At 68.2% G+C, this 15348-nt stretch carries 14 protein-coding genes; 4 read left to right on the top strand and 10 right to left on the bottom strand.

The features are described from left to right. The first annotated feature begins 218 nt into the window (after positions 1–218). Complete coding sequence (locus tag ACZ52C_RS40705) at positions 219–2057, top strand: SIR2 family protein (RefSeq protein WP_469079581.1); 1839 nt, start codon at positions 219–221, stop codon at positions 2055–2057. Positions 2058–2163: 106 nt separating this feature from the next. Here the strand turns inward: ACZ52C_RS40705 and ACZ52C_RS40700 are convergent, their stop codons facing one another. Beyond that, entirely contained in the window at positions 2164–3423 is a 1260-nt protein-coding gene (locus tag ACZ52C_RS40700) for an AlbA family DNA-binding domain-containing protein (protein ID WP_469079580.1), read from the bottom strand. 346 nt (positions 3424–3769) lie between these two features. Here ACZ52C_RS40700 and ACZ52C_RS40695 point away from each other — a divergent pair, with 346 nt between their 5' ends. Continuing rightward, positions 3770–4063 carry a hypothetical protein gene (locus tag ACZ52C_RS40695; protein ID WP_469079579.1) on the top strand — a complete coding sequence of 98 codons (294 nt, stop codon included), beginning with the start codon at positions 3770–3772 and terminating at the stop codon, positions 4061–4063. Between the two features lie 164 nt (positions 4064–4227). Here the strand turns inward: ACZ52C_RS40695 and ACZ52C_RS40690 are convergent, their stop codons facing one another. The 3 genes from ACZ52C_RS40690 to ACZ52C_RS40680 form a co-directional block, all read right to left on the bottom strand. After that, complete coding sequence (locus ACZ52C_RS40690; protein ID WP_469079578.1) at positions 4228–5436, bottom strand: hypothetical protein; 1209 nt, start codon at positions 5434–5436, stop codon at positions 4228–4230. 391 nt (positions 5437–5827) lie between these two features. After that, positions 5828–6490, bottom strand: a complete 663-nt coding sequence (locus tag ACZ52C_RS40685) for a hypothetical protein (RefSeq protein ID WP_469079577.1) — start codon at positions 6488–6490, stop codon at positions 5828–5830. A gap of 75 nt (positions 6491–6565) precedes the next feature. Beyond that, positions 6566–7048, bottom strand: a complete 483-nt coding sequence (locus ACZ52C_RS40680; protein WP_469079576.1) for a hypothetical protein — start codon at positions 7046–7048, stop codon at positions 6566–6568. A gap of 131 nt (positions 7049–7179) precedes the next feature. On the opposite strand from ACZ52C_RS40680, the gene ACZ52C_RS40675 reads away from it, so the two are divergent. After that, positions 7180–7425, top strand: a complete 246-nt coding sequence (locus ACZ52C_RS40675) for a hypothetical protein (protein WP_469079575.1) — start codon at positions 7180–7182, stop codon at positions 7423–7425. Between the two features lie 19 nt (positions 7426–7444). Here the strand turns inward: ACZ52C_RS40675 and ACZ52C_RS40670 are convergent. Further along, positions 7445–8253, bottom strand: a protein-coding gene (locus tag ACZ52C_RS40670) for an IS5 family transposase (protein WP_469079574.1) whose coding sequence is annotated in 2 segments (ribosomal slippage) — positions 7445–7933 and positions 7936–8253 — 807 coding nt in all. Because the reading frame shifts where the segments join, the coding sequence is not laid out codon by codon here. 142 nt (positions 8254–8395) lie between these two features. Between ACZ52C_RS40670 and ACZ52C_RS40665 the strand changes: the two genes are divergently transcribed. Further along, positions 8396–9238: a hypothetical protein gene (locus ACZ52C_RS40665; protein ID WP_469079573.1), complete on the top strand. Its 843-nt coding sequence runs from the start codon at positions 8396–8398 to the stop codon at positions 9236–9238. A 7-nt stretch (positions 9239–9245) separates the two neighbouring features. Here the strand turns inward: ACZ52C_RS40665 and arfA are convergent, their stop codons facing one another. From arfA to ACZ52C_RS40640, 5 genes are read right to left on the bottom strand one after another with little or no spacing between them, the layout of a single operon-like run. After that, positions 9246–10766 (bottom strand): arabinosylfuranosidase ArfA, encoded by a 1521-nt coding sequence (arfA, locus tag ACZ52C_RS40660; RefSeq protein ID WP_469079572.1) that lies wholly within the window; start codon positions 10764–10766, stop codon positions 9246–9248. A 21-nt stretch (positions 10767–10787) separates the two neighbouring features. Then, complete coding sequence (locus tag ACZ52C_RS40655) at positions 10788–11753, bottom strand: arabinan endo-1,5-alpha-L-arabinosidase (protein WP_469079571.1); 966 nt, start codon at positions 11751–11753, stop codon at positions 10788–10790. 21 nt (positions 11754–11774) lie between these two features. Further along, entirely contained in the window at positions 11775–12632 is an 858-nt protein-coding gene (locus ACZ52C_RS40650) for a carbohydrate ABC transporter permease (protein ID WP_469079570.1), read from the bottom strand. Beyond that, complete coding sequence (locus ACZ52C_RS40645; RefSeq protein ID WP_469079569.1) at positions 12629–13567, bottom strand: carbohydrate ABC transporter permease; 939 nt, start codon at positions 13565–13567, stop codon at positions 12629–12631. The genes ACZ52C_RS40650 and ACZ52C_RS40645 overlap by 4 nt, the downstream gene beginning before the upstream one ends. Then, the gene (locus ACZ52C_RS40640; RefSeq protein ID WP_469079568.1) at positions 13564–14913 is read right to left on the bottom strand and encodes an extracellular solute-binding protein; all 1350 of its coding nucleotides are present in this window, start codon (positions 14911–14913) and stop codon (positions 13564–13566) included. The genes ACZ52C_RS40645 and ACZ52C_RS40640 overlap by 4 nt, the downstream gene beginning before the upstream one ends. Positions 14914–15348: the final 435 nt, after the last annotated feature.

Raw genomic sequence — 15348 nt, 5'->3', positions numbered from 1 at the left:
GCGAGGGTGATCTCCGGCAGGTGGCGTTCATGGGCCTCGCGCCACCCTCCCCGCCTGATCGTCGGCCGCTGTGGCACCGCCCCTCTGGCTGTCGCAGGCACCCGCTCGCCATTTATCGTCAAGGTGACGTTAATCATGCTAGGGTGATCCTACGAGATCAACTGCTGGCACCGCGTTGACAATTCGTTGGTCCTCATGGTGCTGAACGGAGAACTGCCATGGCCACTGCCGCCCCCTCACCGGCTGCAAGCCCGGTTCCTACCGCAGGCCCCCTGCTCACCCCGGCCGGTACCGCGCTTGCCCCGCAGGTGGCGCTCGCCACGAGCATGCACGCCAGCCCTGGCGTCTACGCACTACTGCTCGGTTCCGGCGTCTCGACCGGCGCCGGCGTCAAAACCGGCTGGGGCATCGTGCAGGACCTCGTCCGCCGCGCCGCCACCGCGCAGGACGCGGACAACGCGTCTGCGAGCGATGAGGCTGCGCGCGATCCAGAAGCGTGGTGGAGGGAGCACTGTGACGGCGAACTGGGCTACTCCGACCTTCTGGGTATGCTCGCTCCCGCTCCCAGTGCCCGCCAGGCCCTCCTCGCGCGGTACTTCGAAGCCGACGACAACGATCAACAGGCAGGCCTCAAACTGCCCGGCGCGGCACACAAGGCGATCGCGCAGCTGGTGCTGCGCGGCAGCGTTCGGGTGATCCTTACGACAAACTTCGACAAGCTCACAGAACACGCCCTGCAGGACGTCGGGATCTCTCCCCAGGTCATCCACCAGCCTGCCCAGTTCACGGCCGCCACGCCGCTGGTCCACAGCCGCGTCACAGTCATCAAACTGCACGGCGACTACCTGGACCTGGACTCCCGCAACACCGTCGACGAACTGTCCGTCTATCCCGATGAGCAGCAGCAGTTCCTCGACCGTGTCCTGGACGATTACGGCCTGATCGTGTGCGGCTGGTCCGCTGACTGGGACCACGCCCTGGTCAGGGCGATCGAAGGCACGCGTTCCCGCCGCTACCCCTTGTTCTGGTCTCACTACGGCGCCCTCGGCGACACTGCGGCCCAGCTCACCGCCCAGCACCAGGCCACTCTCATCCCTCGTGTGAGCGCCGATGAGTTCTTCCCTGACCTCCTCCAGCGTCTCGAAGCCCTCGACCGCCTGGCTGCCGCACCCGTCACCCGCGATATCGCCGTGGCCCGCCTCAAGCGCACCCTGCCCGACCCCATCCGTCGCATCGAGTTGTCCGATCTGATCGACCAGACCACCACGCAGATCCTGGACCGAGCGACCCCCAGCAACTATCCGCTCGCCAACACCTCATATGCCGACAGCGTCCGCAGGTACCGCGCCGACAGCGACGTCCTGCTCCACCTCCTGGCCAACGGGGTCTTCCACGACGACGGCACCCACGACGCCTTGTGGCTCCGCGCCATTGAACGACTTACCCGCATTCGCAGCAGCTTCTCCGGGGGCTTCAACGAGAACCTGGAGGCTCTACGGCACTACCCGGCCCTCCTCGCGACGTGGACCATGGGCGTGGCCGCAGTCGTCGCCCGCCGGGAAGAGGTCGTGGCGGGCCTTATGGCCAGGCCGAAGTGGACCACGCGCACGGGCACGACGAAATCGCAGGCTCCCTCCGTGTATCTCCACCCCTGGCGGGTCCTGCCCGGCGAGCTGCGCGAAGTGTGCCCGCCCGCGCCCGGGAAGAAGTGGTTGTATCCCCAGAGCCACCTGCTGCGGCAGGAGGTACGTGATCCGCTCCGGCTCATCGAACCGGACGACACGGCCTACAAGGCCGCCTCCAGCCGCTTTGAATTCCTCGCGTCCATGATCGCCATGGACGATGACGATGAGTACAGCCGCGACCCCTGGCCCGGTGAATTCCTCACAGGCGAGAACTGGAGTTACGACAGCGGCGTAGCGAGGACCATCGAGCAAGAGCTGACACCCTCCTGGCCCCTGCTGCAAGCCGGCGCGTTCAGCGGCGACCTTGACCGGGCCAAGGCGGCTTACACCCGCCTCATCGAATGGCGAGCGCAAAACCACCGAGGTTTCTAGCGCCCCTCAGGTCCCCCCGGTCACCGCGCCGGACCGTCCGGGGCAGCGCAGCCGCCGATGTCGACCCCAGTGTGGTCGGCGTGCGCCGTCGCCGGTGCGGCGGCCCTCAGAACGTTGTGGCGGTCGGATCCTGCCGGAATCCTGCGGCGATCTCATGGTGGCGTGCGGGCACCGTGTTCGGGCCGAGGCGGACGTAGAACTCCTGGCGCTGCCCGTCGCGGCAGGCGTACATCTGGCCCCCGCCGGACACCTCGATGGCGAGGACCTTCTTGCCGTCATGGTCGATCACGCGTGGCTCGTAGGGCGGTACCGGCTCCAGGGTGTCCCGGATCATGCCCACGACCTGGAGAACCTGCTGGTCGACGGTCGGCTTCTCGGGCAGGCCCACGATCTGGAGGTCGTCGCGGACGCCGATCAGGAGGGTGCCGCCGTCCTGCGATGCGAAGGCGGCGATGGTCTTGAGCACCTTCTTCCGCGATTCGCCCTCCGGGACCTCCTGTTTGCACTCCAGGTGTTTTCCCTCTCCGTTCGCAAGGAGAAGCTCCAGCTCCGGGCCGGGCTGCTCCCAGACGACCGAGGCATCGCGGGCGCGCCCGTACGTGGGAGCCGGGAAGTGGCGCCAGTCCAGCCACTGGTCCTCGCGGCGGAGCATCAGCAGGCTGTCGTGCGCGAGTCCGTTGGGCAACGCGAAGCGGTAGGCGCCGGCGCCGTCGACGGATTGGAGTTCGTTGCCCGCCGCCCAGCTCAGCTCGAGTACCGCGCCGTCCAGGGCCTCGCCGTCGGCAACGGCTGTCAGCAGGTCGGGCCCGATGGTGATCTGTGAAAGCCAGCCCGCACGCTGCGGCTGGACGATGCGCCACAGGTCCGAGCGGCCCGCGTTGCTGTCGTGGGGGCGCTGGTGGAGGAAGGCGCTGAGGGCCTGGTCGAAGTTCAGGAAAGAGGGGCCGTCCCCGACCAGCAGGTCGTGGCCGGGCTGGAGCGTGTTGGCGTCCCGGTTGATGGTCCACTCGCTGCGCGGCCACGGCGTGGTCACCCGGTCCCACTCTTGCTGGCCGCGCAGCCGAGAGGTGGAGGCGCTGGAGGGCGGCGGGCCGGGGGCGACGACGTGGAGACCGTGGATGTCCTGGTCGTCGCCCCGCAACAGCGCGGCGACCGCCGGGCCGGGCAGGCGCAGTTCCAGGAAACTCGCCGTGCTGTAGCGCCAGGCCCGCTCCGTCACCGGGGTGTCGTCGTCCAAGGTGACCTGGCCATGGTGCAGTCGCCACTGCTGTGCGTCCGCGACCAGGGCCAGCCGGACGTTCACGGCGGCGCGCTCGCTGAGCATCCCCACCAGTACGGCCGTGTCCGTCTGCCCGTTGTTCGCCATGCCCGGCTTCCCTCTCCCCGCAGCGTGTGGAGCCGAACCAGGCGCATCGTCACGGCCCGTGCTCCCGAGCAGGCTACGCCGCAGGTACGTGAGCGGGAGGCCTGCTGCTCCAGCTCCAGGCGGTAGCCGAGCAGCGCGAGGCCGGCGACCGCGGCGCAGTGCGGCGTTGCCCACCCGCGTGGGTTCGATTCCGCGCCTCCGATTCGAACGATCCGACTCGAATTCGAGTCACTCGGACCCGGCTTTTGTGGGGACGCCAGTGCGAGGACGGTCCCATCAGCAGGATGGTCTTGTTGGGCGCAGTTGGGGCTTGAGAGGGGATCGAATGCCTACAGGAGTGGCTGTCGTGTGCGACACCGATGACTGCTTCGCTGTGTATCTGGCGGTGGAGACCGGCGACGATGAAGACGCGCGTTCTGCCTCCGAGGTCTCGCAGCTGGCGCGTGACGCCGCGCAGGGCGAGGGGTGGGTGGTCAGCTTCGGCTTCCGGCAGCCGGTGATGACCTGCCCGGGCTGCGCGGACGGCCGGGGCCCGGTCCGCGAGCGCGGGGACTGCCGGCGGTGCATGGGTCGCGTCGATGCGGAGTCCAGGTGCGTGTACTGCCTGCGCCAGGTAGAGCCCGTGCAGCCCGAGGCGTGACGGCGTCGTCCGGCCCTCGTTGAACAGCACGACTCCATACACCGGGCCCCGGGGATGCCTTCACTCCCCGGGGCCCGTGGTGTGTCCGGACGCGGGTCAGATCTCCCCGGCCGCGGTGGCGGTGAGCCAGCCGGCGGCTTCAGCGTCGGTCATCACCGGAATGGTCATCGTCGGTCGGGGGATTGCGCAGAGGGCGGGAGCGCCAGGTCGAGGAGGGCATTGAGGGTTTGGCGGTCGAGGCCGCTGTCGAGGTGGAGGGAGCGTCGTAGAAGGTCTCCGACGTCCTTGGGGTCGAGTCCGAAGCGCACGCGAGCGTCCAGGCAGATCTCGCCGAAGAGTGCGGGGGCGAGTTGGGGCTCTCGCAGGATGTACCAGTCGATGAGGTGCACGACATCGCTCCGGATGTCGCCCAGGAAGACATCCTTGGAGTCGTCGAGGTCTTCGGCATCCCGGGCGAGTCCCCCGAGGACCGCTTCGATGATGGTGGTGCGCACGGCGTCGAGGGGGATGAAGCCGTCGGTGTCGTCGTTGATGGCGACGGCGGGCCACCAGGCCAGGTGCGCGGCCTGCTCCTCGCGCCTCGTACTGCTGCCACGGGTGAAGAGGCGGTTCTTCTTGGATTCCTCTGCGTCCTCGAGGCTGTCGGCGATGATCTTCGTGAGGCGGTTGTGGTCCTCGACCAATCCCCGGGGCTGCTCGGTGCCAAATGTCGTCGTGGCGGACAGCAGCTTCTCTGGGCCGTGGGTCCGGCGGTACTGCTCGGCCCAGTCACGGGCGACTGGTCGCGACCACCGTGGCCCCTCGGCCGTCTCGGCCTGTGGCGGGGGCAGGTCCTTGCGCCCGTGTTTCGGATGCGGCAGGTCCTCCAGCTTCAGTTCGGCGATCTGCGCCAGGCCGGCGCGGTCGACGAGACGGGCCGGGTCGAGTTCCGGTGCCTGGAGATCGACGGTGCACTGATCGAGCGGCCTGGAGCCGGGCGTGCGGTGGGAGGCCCAAAGGGCGAGATGCTCTCGCCAGTGCGGCAGCGGTTCCTCCGGGGCCGTGAAGTCGGCGATCTTCACAACTCGCGCGGTGTGTGACGTCGCCGGGCGGGCCAGGACGTCGATGGCCGTGACGGTGACGGCGTCCGCCACCGGCCGCGCGTCGTACCCCTCGTAGGCGCGGTCCACGACCAGCTGGGGCCGGTACCAGCGGGTCCCGTCCCACCAGTAGCCGCCATGCCGGTACAGGAACCCGTTGTTCCCGTACATCCACTCGTGGTGCAGGCCGCTCATGTCTCTGTCACGGATCAGCAAGACGGTCCGCCCGTGCTCGGGGTGTTGATGGACCGCCCAGGCATAGTCACGGTTCTTCGTCTCGGTGGTGAACGCCACCCATCCCCCACCGGGCAGTCGATCCGTGCGCCCCCACAACCCCTCACCCTGATTACGGCCCGTCCGCTCAATCGCGTCAGGATTGTCCAGAAGCAGCCGTTCGTCGTTGATGAACGGCAAGCCGGGAACCGGGTGATCCGTGCGTAACCCGTTGGCAACCGGTTGAATCATGCTCACGAAAGTGCCTTCCTCCTGCAGCTCTCGGGCCACCAGGGCGGATCGCACCCCGGCACGCCTGCTCCACCCCGCGGCCATCGACCTCCGTCCTCAGCACCCCTCGTATCGCTCTCGGAATGCCGCTGATAGGGGCCGCGCCGCCTGCTGATCCAATTCTGACGACACCACCCGAGCGCGTCCGATGAATCACCGAACCCGCGCACGTGGGCCAGAGCTATCCAGCCGCCGGGGTGGTGAGCCAGTCGGCGGCTTCAGCGTCGGTCATGAGTAGCACCTGCGTCCTCGGGGAGAGCCGCTGCCACATGTCGGTCGTGAACCGGGCGAGGATGACGATGGCGAACTGCTCGCGGGCGCTGGGGGCAAGGCCACCGGAGATGGCGGGTCCGTCGTAGATGCCGTGGATGCGGGCCGCACGGCCCTCGTACAGAACGGCCTCGAGGGCGGCGACGGCCGGGGACTTCCTGGGGTCGTCCTCCTGCCGGAACGCCTCCCAGTAGCGGGTGAGCTGCCGCAGGGTGATGTCGGCCCGGTCAATCACGACCATCAGTCGCGGCACGTCGTCGAGGTCGCCGTCGAGGTCGAGGCGGCGCTTCAGCTCGGAGGCGAGGCCGACCAGGCGTCGTGGATGCCGGCGACGTTGCTGCGGTGCGTCACCGTCGGCAGGTTCCTCGGTGAGGGTGCGCAGGATGGTCGTGTTACCGCCGCCGGCGCCGCTGCAGACCAGAATGTGCGGCGCGTCGTCGATGTCGACGGCGATGGCCCGTCCGTCGGTGCCGATGCCGTTCAGCGCTGCCGAGACGGGCAGCGCCTGAAGCTGCTCGCGCAGGCCGGGGTCGGTGAGGCGCAGCAGCTTCGGGAGCGCGGTCGTGGTCGTCATAGTGTGGTGTTCCTTTTCTGTGCTGTGCCTGGTGAACCGGGTGTTCTCCAGGACGACAGGGTCGGGCCGGGGCGGTCAGTCGAGTTCGGTGGTGCCGGAGGCGGCGCGGGGTCGGTTGCGGGCCCGCTTCTTGAGGTCGCCGACGCGGTAGAGGAGTTCGGCGCCGCGCTTGTCGACCGGGTCGGGGAACGTGCGGTCGTTGGCGCGGGCGTAGCGCAGTGCGGCGACGGTGATGTCCGGCAGGTGGCGTTCGTGGGCCTCACGGAGTCCCACCGCCTGGTCGTCATCGACCGGGGCTCGCGGCGACGTCGCCGCCGGGTTGCCCGGGTCGGCGACCGGAGCCGGGGCCGGGTCGGTCGTGGTCGTGGTCGGCGCGGTGCTCCAGGCGTTGGCGAGGGAGTCCGCAGGCGCGGCAGCAGGCTGAGGGTCAGGCGTGGGCGGCTTCTGCATCCGCGCCGGGCTGGCCTGCGCGGGGAGGGCTGCGGGGTTCGGGCTGTCGGCGGCCTTCTTGCCGGTGGTGGCCCACTCGCGGGCTTCGGCGTCGGTGAAGAACAGCACCTGGGTCTCGCGGGCGGTGCCGCCGATGACGACCTGGGCGCGGCCGGGGTGCTTGGTGCTCTTGGGGGCGGGGTGGATCTCGGGGCGAGCATGCGTACGTCGAGGTTCGGTCGCCGAACAAAGAGTTCCCGGTGCTGATCCTGGCCTTCCGAGGTGATCACGCGGTCGTCCATCTGATGAGTGACGCCGAGCGGATGTCTCTGCTCGTAGGAGACAGCACCGTGCCCTCGGGGGCCGAGGTCGAAGTCCCGATCATGGACGACCTCGCCGCGTTCACGGGCGACTTTGTCCTGGACACCGATCGGGCGTGGGACCTGGTGCACGACGTCACCCAGACGCGGGCGGCCGGCCCTCTGGGTGAGTGGTGTGAGTTGTAGCTAAAGGCTCGTGACACGATCACGACCGGTGCTTCTTCAGTCGCCTCCAGCAGATGAGGCTGCAGGCCAATGAGACGAAGGCGTCGTGGAGTTCGGTTCGGCGTTCCCAGCGGACGGCAAGGCGTTTGAACTGGTGGAGCAGGGCGAAGGTCTGCTCGACGACGTAGCGGAGTTTGCCCAGCCCCTTGATGTTCGGGGCGCCCTTGCGGGAGATGACCGGCAGGATCCGGCGCTTGCGCAGCTCGTCGCGGTTGGGGTTGGAGTCGTAACCCTTGTCCCCGAGCAGCGAATCGGGGCGGCGGCGTAGCCGGCCGGGACGCCCTGCCACGGGCGGGATGCCGTCGACCAGGGCGAGGGTCTGGGTGACGTCATTGACGTTGGCAGCAGTCGTGATGACCTTGAGCGGGGTGCCGCGTCCGTCGCAGATCAAGTGGTGCTTGCTGCCCGTCTTCCGCCGGTCGACCGGCGACGGACCGGTGTCGGCTCCCCCTTTTTCGCGCGGACGTGGGAGCCGTCCACGCACGCGCGGGACCAGTCGAGTTCGCCGGCCGCGTTGAGTTCGGCGAGCAGGATGAGATGCAACCGGTCGAAGGCACCGGCCTGCTGCCACCGCTCCAGGCGGCGCCAGCAGGTCTGCCCAGAGCCGAAGCCCAGCTCCAGCGGCAAGAGTTGCCAGGCTATGTCGTTGTAGAGGACATACAGGATGCCCTGCAGACACAGCCGGTCCGCCACCGGCCGTGGGCCCGGCGACCGCTCGGGCCAGGGCGGCAGCAGCGGCTCGATCAGCGCCCACAAGTCATCGTCCACGATCCACGGCCGAGTACTCACAGCATCACGAACGGCAGAATCGTCACATCAGTCACGCCCGACCAGGGCACCTCAACAAGATCGTGTTACGAGCTCGTAGGGCTCCCGCATCCGTCAGCCGCCCACCAGGGCCTAAGTGCGCTTAGCGCACGATCTGACATGGATGTTCCTCAGACCCCGGACCCGCCTCGACCTCGGCCACCTCGGTTTCGGCGGCCATCTGCGCTCGGTCGCCGGTTCGTCCGGCGCCGCCTGGGCCGTCGGCACGGACACGAACGGCGGCTCACGCCTGCTGCGCTGGGACGGAGCGACGTGGCGGGAGGCCGACTTCGCCGGACGCGGGGCGTCCGGCTCGACCCTCACCGGGGCTGATGACCACGTATGGCTGTCGGGCCGCAACAGCGACGGCTGTGTTCTGCTGATCGGCGAGGGGGACGGCTGGACCTGGCTGCCCAGGCTCCCGAGCGCCAACACCGCCACCCCGTCGGGTGTCCGCGTCACTCGCGACGGCGATGTCTGGGTGTACAACGCCGCGCTCGTCGCCCGCTGGAACCACTCGGAGTGGACCGGACTGACCGTCCCGGCCGGCTTGCGCCCCTATGTCACCGGGCTGCTCCCGGTCGCCGCCGACGACATCTGGCTCTCCGGCCACGACTACGGCGTGGGCGGCCCGCCCGGCAAGCCTCCGGGCGTCACCCTGAAGCACTGGGACGGCACCGCCTGGAGCAGCGTCACCGCGCCCTTCACCGTCGGCATGCTGACGTCGATCGTCGACGACGGCCAGGGCGGCCCCGATCGCATCGCGGGCTGGGACTTCCGGGACCAGACCCGCGCACACTACCTCCGGTGGTCGGACGCGGGCTGGGTCAGCGAGCGCGGCTCACTGTCTTCAACTCCCGTCCTGATCAGCGCACTTGCTTCGATGCCCGGCGCGGGCGGGTGCTGGGCCGTGGGTACGAACTCCTCGTACCCGTACCCGCCCGCGCAGGTCTACATCGAGCGCTGACTGATTCTTACGCGAGCCGGATCACGTTCCACGACATCGGTTCGAGTACGGCGGTGAGGGTGCCGTCCGTGAGCGCGGTGCCCTCAACCGTATGCGGGACGACCCGCTCGGGCTCGGCGAGGGTGTTGCGCGCGTCCGGGTTGGCGTCGGCGAGGGCGCTGTGCTCCACGACGGACGTCAGGTCCAGGCCGTTCAGGGCGACTTCGAGGGGCAGCGCCTCCGTCCGGCTGCGGTTGACCGCGAAGACGGTGACGCTGCCGTCCTCGGCGCGCACGGCGGTGGCGTGCAGCAGGTCGGCCTCGCCGTACTTCTTCGTCTCGTACGTCGGCGAGTCCACGCGGACGTCCAGGACCACGCCGCGGCCGTACTGCGAGGCCTGGGCGAACGGGAAGAACGTCGTCTGCCGCCAGGCCGGGCCACCGGGCTCGGTCATGATCGGCGCGATGACGTTGACGAGCTGCGCGAGGCAGGCGACGGTGACGCGGTCGGCGTGCCGCAGCAGTGCGATAAGCAGCGAGCCGAAGACAACCGCGTCCATGACGCTGTAGTTGTCCTCCAGGAGGCGCGGGGCCTCGGGCCAGTCGTTCTGCTCGATCGCCTGCGCGTGCTCCTCCCACTCACGCAGGTACCAGACGTTCCACTCGTCGAAGGAGAGGTTGATCTTCTTCTTCGACTTGAGGCGGGCGCCGACGTGGTCGGCGGTCGCGACGACGTTCTCGATGAACGACTCCATGTCGACTGCGGAGGCGAGGAAGGAGTCGACGTCGCCGTCCTCCGGCCAGTAGTAGGCGTGCACCGAGATGTAGTCGACGAGGTCGTACGTCTCCTGGAGGACCGTCGCCTCCCACTCGGCGAAGGTCGGCATGGACTGGCCGGAGGAGCCGCAGGCGACGAGCTCGACGTTCGGGTCCTGCTGGCGCATCGCGCGGGCCGTCTCGGCGGCGATGCGGCCGTACTCCTCGGCCGTCTTGTGACCGGTCTGCCAGGGGCCGTCCATCTCGTTGCCGAGGCACCACAGGCGGATGCCGAAGGGGTCCTTGTCGCCGTGGCTCGCGCGCAGGTCGGACAGGGCAGTGCCCTCGGTGTGGTTGGCGTACTCCTGGAGTTCGAGCGCCTCGGCGACACCGCGGGTGCCGAGGTTGACGGCCATCATGGGCTCGGCCTGGGGGCCGACCTTGCGGAGGAAGTCGATGTACTCGGAGAGGCCGAACCGGTTGGTCTCCGTGGAGTGCCAGGCGAGGTCGAGGCGGCGGGGGCGGTCCTCGACGGGGCCGACCGAGTCCTCCCACTTGTAGCCCGACACGAAGTTGCCGCCGGGGTAGCGGATGGCGGTGACGCCGAGTTCGCGGACGAGCGCCAGGACGTCCTGGCGCAGGCCCTCCGCGTCCGCGGCCGGGTGGTCCGGTTCGAAGATGCCGGTGTAGACGCAGCGGCCGAGGTGTTCGACGAAGGATCCGAAGAGACGGGGGTTGACCTCACCGACGGTGAAGGCGGGGTCGAGGGTGAAGCGGGCGGTGGTCTTACTCATGGGGACCTTTCAGGAACGGAATTACTTGACAACGGGCCAGTCACGCACCCAGCCGAGCCTGTTCAGACCCAGCTTGGGCGTGCCGTTGTCCTCTGCGTCGTAGTAGTGGTACGCCAGCCAGTCCTGACCTCGGTCCGTGAAGACCGACTGGCCTCCCGTGCCGATGAACCTGCCGTGGCCGGCCAGCAGCAGGTCACCGCCGCCCTCCAGCATGGGCTTGCCTGTGCTGTCCGTGTAGGGACCCGTCACCGACGTGGACCTGCCGACCCTGATCTTGTACGTGGAATTCACGCCCGAGCAGCAGGCGTCGTAGGACGCGAAGAGGTAGTAGTAGCGGCCGTGCTTGACGATGTACGGGCCCTCGACCGCGTACGGGGCGTCGGGCCGGGTGGCCAGGTGGTGGACCGTGTTGCCCTCCACAGCCTTGCCGGTCACCGGGTTCAGCTCGACCATGCGGATGCCGGTCCAGTAGGAGCCGAAGGCCATCCACAGCTTGCCGTCGGCCCTGATGACGCCGGGGTCGATGGCGTTCCAGGAGTCCGTGCGCTCGGAGCTGAAGACCTTGCCCTGGTCGGTCCAGGTGCCGGGGAGACCGGACGGGGACGTGGCCACGCCGATCGCGGAGTGGTTGGTGCCCCAGGACGAGACGGCGTAGTACAGCCAGTACTTGCCTGCCCGGTAGGAGATGTCCGGCGCCCAGGGATCGCCGGTGTCGTTGTACGCGTACCACCAACTCGGCGGCGCGGCGAAGGCGTTGCCCGCGTCGTCCCACTGCTTCATGTCCTTCGACAGCCGGGCGCCGATGATGCCGCCGGTCGAATAGGCGACGTACTGGCCCGACTTGAGGTGGATCACCGTCGGGTCGTGGATGATCTCCTGGCCGGTGATCGGCTTCGGGTCCCGGTAGGTCACGTCCGCCTGTGCCGTGCTCGGCAACAGGGCGACTACGGCCGCGGCGAGCAGCGCGGCGAGTCTGAACTTCTTCAACTCAGGCTCTCCTTTATGGAGTTACTGTCCGGCCAGGCCGGTGTGGGCGACGCCGGCCACGATCTGGCGCTGGAAGAAGACGAAGACGACGATCAGGGGCAGGCCCGCCATCAGGCCGCCGGCCATGAGCTGGGCCCACTGGATGCCGTAGGAGTTCATGACGGTCGCGATGCCGTTCGGCATGGTCATCAGGTCGGGGTTGTTGGTGACCATGTAGGGCCACAGGAAGTTGTTCCACGACGCGATGAAGGTGAAGATGCCGACCGCCGCGAGGGATGGGCGGGCGAGTGGGACCACGATGGTGAAGAAGACCCGCCAGCGGCCGGCGCCGTCGATGAAGGCGGCCTCCTCCAGTTCGCGCGGGACGCCCTGGAAGAACTTGTAGAGGATGTAGACCATCGCGGAGGGCGCGCACTGCGGCAGGATCATGCCCCAGTAGGTGTCGACCATCCCCATCTGCTGAACCGTGGTGAACAGGGGGACGCCGAGGACGGCCGGGGAGATCATCAGGCCCGCCATGACCACGCCCATCAGGACGCTCTTGCCCCTGAACTCCGTGCGGGCGAAGCCGTATCCGGCGAGGGCCGCCACGGTCAGCACGACGGCGGTGACACAGACCGACACCACGAGGGAGTTCACGAACCAGTTGGTGACGTTGCCGGTCTCCCACAGCGCCTTCCACGCCTGGACCGTCCAGACCTTGGGCAGCCAGTGCGGTGGGATCTCGGCGGCCTCCGTTTCGGACTTGAGCGAGGTGAACAGGGCCGCGGCGATCGGCGCCACGAACACCGCGGAGACGGCGACGCCGATCAGGGTGAGCACGATCTGGCTGGGGGTCCAGGAACTGCGGGGCTTGAGCCGTATCTGGGTGCTGCTCATCGGGCGCCCTCCTCACGGGTGCGCAGCAGCCACATCCGCGCCAGGGCGACGACTGCGATGATCACGAAGAAGATGATGGACATCGCGGAGGCGTAGCCCACGCGGTAGCTGGTGAAGCCCTGTTCCAGGGTGTACTGCACGAAGGAGCGGGTGGAGAGCTCCGGGCCGGGGCTGAAGTCCATCATCACGACGGCCTGGTCGAAGAGTTGCAGCGAGGCGAGGATCTGCAGCGCGATCACCAGGCCGGTGATGTTGCGCAGCATCGGCAGGGTGATGTGGACCATGCGGTGCCAGGCGTTGGCGCCGTCCAGCTTGGCGGCCTCGTAGAGGTGGTCGGGGATGCCCTGGAGGGCGGCGAGGTAGAGCAGGAAGCTGAAGCCGACGGTCCACCACAGGGTCTGGATGACGATGGCGAGCATTGCGTACGACTTGTCGGTGAGCCAGGGCGTGTTGATGCTTAGGGTCTCGTTGAACAGGCCGATGCCCTGGGTGAACAGCCACTGCCACATGTTGGCGGCGACGGTTGACGGCAGCAGGAACGGGACGAAGAAGCACAGCCGCCACAGCCACTTACCGCGCTCGATGTTGTGGGCGAGCATCGCGAGCAGGAAAGCCAGAACGGTGATGCAGGGCACGACGAGCAGCGTGAAGTACGCACTGTGGCCGAGCGCGTCCCACATCAGCTGGTCCTGGAAGGCCTCGCGGTAGTTGTCGAAGCCGACGAAGCTCGCGCCCTCGCCGGAGATGTTGGCGTCGGTGAAGCTGAGGTAGACGCCGCGCAGCAGCGGCCAGATCACGAACAGGACGAAGAGCAGCAGGAATGGGGCGACGAACCAGCCCCCGTGCTGGAAGCCCTGCTTGCGGCGTACGGTCGCGACCGCGGTCGCGCTCTTCGCGCGGACCGGTGCTACGGCGGTCTGAGCACTGGTCATCATGCGACCGCACCTCCCTGCGCGGCGGTCCTGCCGTCCATCGGGTTCTTGGACGCGAGGAGCTTGGTGAGATGGTTCTTCATGGTCTTCGCCGCCGAGGCCGGCTTGGCCGAGCCCATCGTCGAGGAGACGACGACCGGGCCGAGGTCCTGGGCGAGGACGCCGGTGGAGCCCGCGAACCACACCTTCGGCTCGGTGGCCTGGTGGTCCATGGCGCTGACGTACTCGTTCTGCGGGGTCAGCTTCTTGTACGCGGGTGTGGACAGGGTCGGGGTGTAGGCGGGGATGTGACCGCCGGCCGCCCACTGCAGGGCGTGCTTGACGACGTAGGCGGCGAGCCGGTGGGCGCCCTCGTTGGTGTCGCCGCCGCGTCCGGACTGGTGAGGCAGGACGAAGGCGTGCGATTCGGCGTGGGTGGCCTGCTTGCCGAAGACCGGCGGCAGCGGGGTCGCGCCGTAGTCGAGCTTGGCGCCGGAGAAGACCGGCACGGACCAGTTGCCCTCCCAGGTGAAGGGGGCGCCGTTGATGAACTGCTCGCCGGTCGGGGCGCCGGGGATGACGTATCCGTCGGTAACGTGGCGGCGTAGGAACTCCAGGACCTGGGTGGCCTTGTCCTCGTCGAAGAGGACCTCGGTGTTGGCGTCGTTGAACCACTGGCCGCCGAGCTGGGTGTAGAAGGCGACGAAGAACCACCACTGGAAGTTCTGGTCGTTGGTCCACAGACCGATCGTCTGCAGCCCCTTCTTCTGGGCCGCCTTGGCCTTCTTCAAAACATCGAACCACTCGTCGGTGGAGGTGACCGGGATCATCCGGCCGTCGTCGCCCAGCAGGCCGGCCTTCTTCAGCACATCCTTGCGGTAGAAGCAGAGCTGGACGTGGATGTCGAGCGGCAGGGCGTAGAGCTTGCCGTCGATGACGCCGCGTTTCCACAGCGCGGGGTTGAAGTCCTGCTGGCGTATGCCGTACTTCTCGAGGAGGCCGACGTCCCAGGGGTCGAGGAGGCGGCCCGGTGAGAAGCCGGTGACCCGGCCCATGTGCATGACGCCAAGTTCGGGGGCCCGGTTGCCCGCGGCTGCCATGGCCAGCTTGGTGTAGAAGGGGTTGCCCCACTGGAGGGTGGAGTCCTCCACGTCGATGCCCGGGTTGGCCTTCCGGAAGGCGTCCAGCATCGCGATCATGTTCGCGCCGTCACCGCCGCTGAAGAGGTTCCAGTAGCGGACACGGGTGTCCGCGCTGGAGGCGAGCGCGTCGGCACCCGTGCCCAGGGCAGCGAAGCCGAAGCTGCCCGCGACCGCGAGGCCGCCTGCCGCGGCAAGAAGTTGCCTGCGATTCAGGTCAGGTCGTCCCATGCCCTGCCCTATCTGTTCGAAGCTCAGTGATTCCGATGGATCAGCGACCGCGTTCGGTATTTCGGATGTCGCCCGCAAGGTCGAACGGACCGTACGATTGCAGCGCTGCAACGTCAATGGTTCGGACAAGAAGTTTGGGCGGGACTTTTGGACAGGGCTTCCGAAAGACGTCGGTCGGACCTCGGTCTTTCTCGGTTGAACTACCGTCTCTAGAGGGCATGACGCGAACCGCCGCGGAGCGTAACCTCAGAGCCTGTATCGGGCTGCTGACCAGCGGGCGAAGGGGGTGCGATGGACATCGCGGGCGCGCGCACCAGGGCGGCCCGGGTCGCTGCGTCGTTAAGAGCTCGTTTCATTTGGTGGGTTATGGACCGGTATCCGACACGAGTTGAGCCAGCTGGCGCAGGCGTTGGCAGTAGCAGAGGCCGTCTGCTT

The organism is Streptomyces sp. NPDC034049 (assembly GCF_055575575.1).
This window is presented reverse-complemented; position numbering and strand designations above follow the sequence as displayed.

What these genes read in the sequence shown, in the direction of transcription:
- ACZ52C_RS40705 (WP_469079581.1), top strand. Translation starts at nt 219, where the DNA reads ATGGCCACTGCCGCCCCCTCACCGGCTGCAAGCCCGGTTCCTACCGCA.
- ACZ52C_RS40700 (WP_469079580.1), bottom strand. Translation starts at nt 3,423, where the DNA reads ATGGCGAACAACGGGCAGACGGACACGGCCGTACTGGTGGGGATGCTC.
- ACZ52C_RS40685 (WP_469079577.1), bottom strand. Translation starts at nt 6,490, where the DNA reads ATGACGACCACGACCGCGCTCCCGAAGCTGCTGCGCCTCACCGACCCC.
- ACZ52C_RS40665 (WP_469079573.1), top strand. Translation starts at nt 8,396, where the DNA reads ATGTTCCTCAGACCCCGGACCCGCCTCGACCTCGGCCACCTCGGTTTC.
- arfA (WP_469079572.1), bottom strand. Translation starts at nt 10,766, where the DNA reads ATGAGTAAGACCACCGCCCGCTTCACCCTCGACCCCGCCTTCACCGTC.
- ACZ52C_RS40650 (WP_469079570.1), bottom strand. Translation starts at nt 12,632, where the DNA reads ATGAGCAGCACCCAGATACGGCTCAAGCCCCGCAGTTCCTGGACCCCC.
- ACZ52C_RS40645 (WP_469079569.1), bottom strand. Translation starts at nt 13,567, where the DNA reads ATGATGACCAGTGCTCAGACCGCCGTAGCACCGGTCCGCGCGAAGAGC.
- ACZ52C_RS40640 (WP_469079568.1), bottom strand. Translation starts at nt 14,913, where the DNA reads ATGGGACGACCTGACCTGAATCGCAGGCAACTTCTTGCCGCGGCAGGC.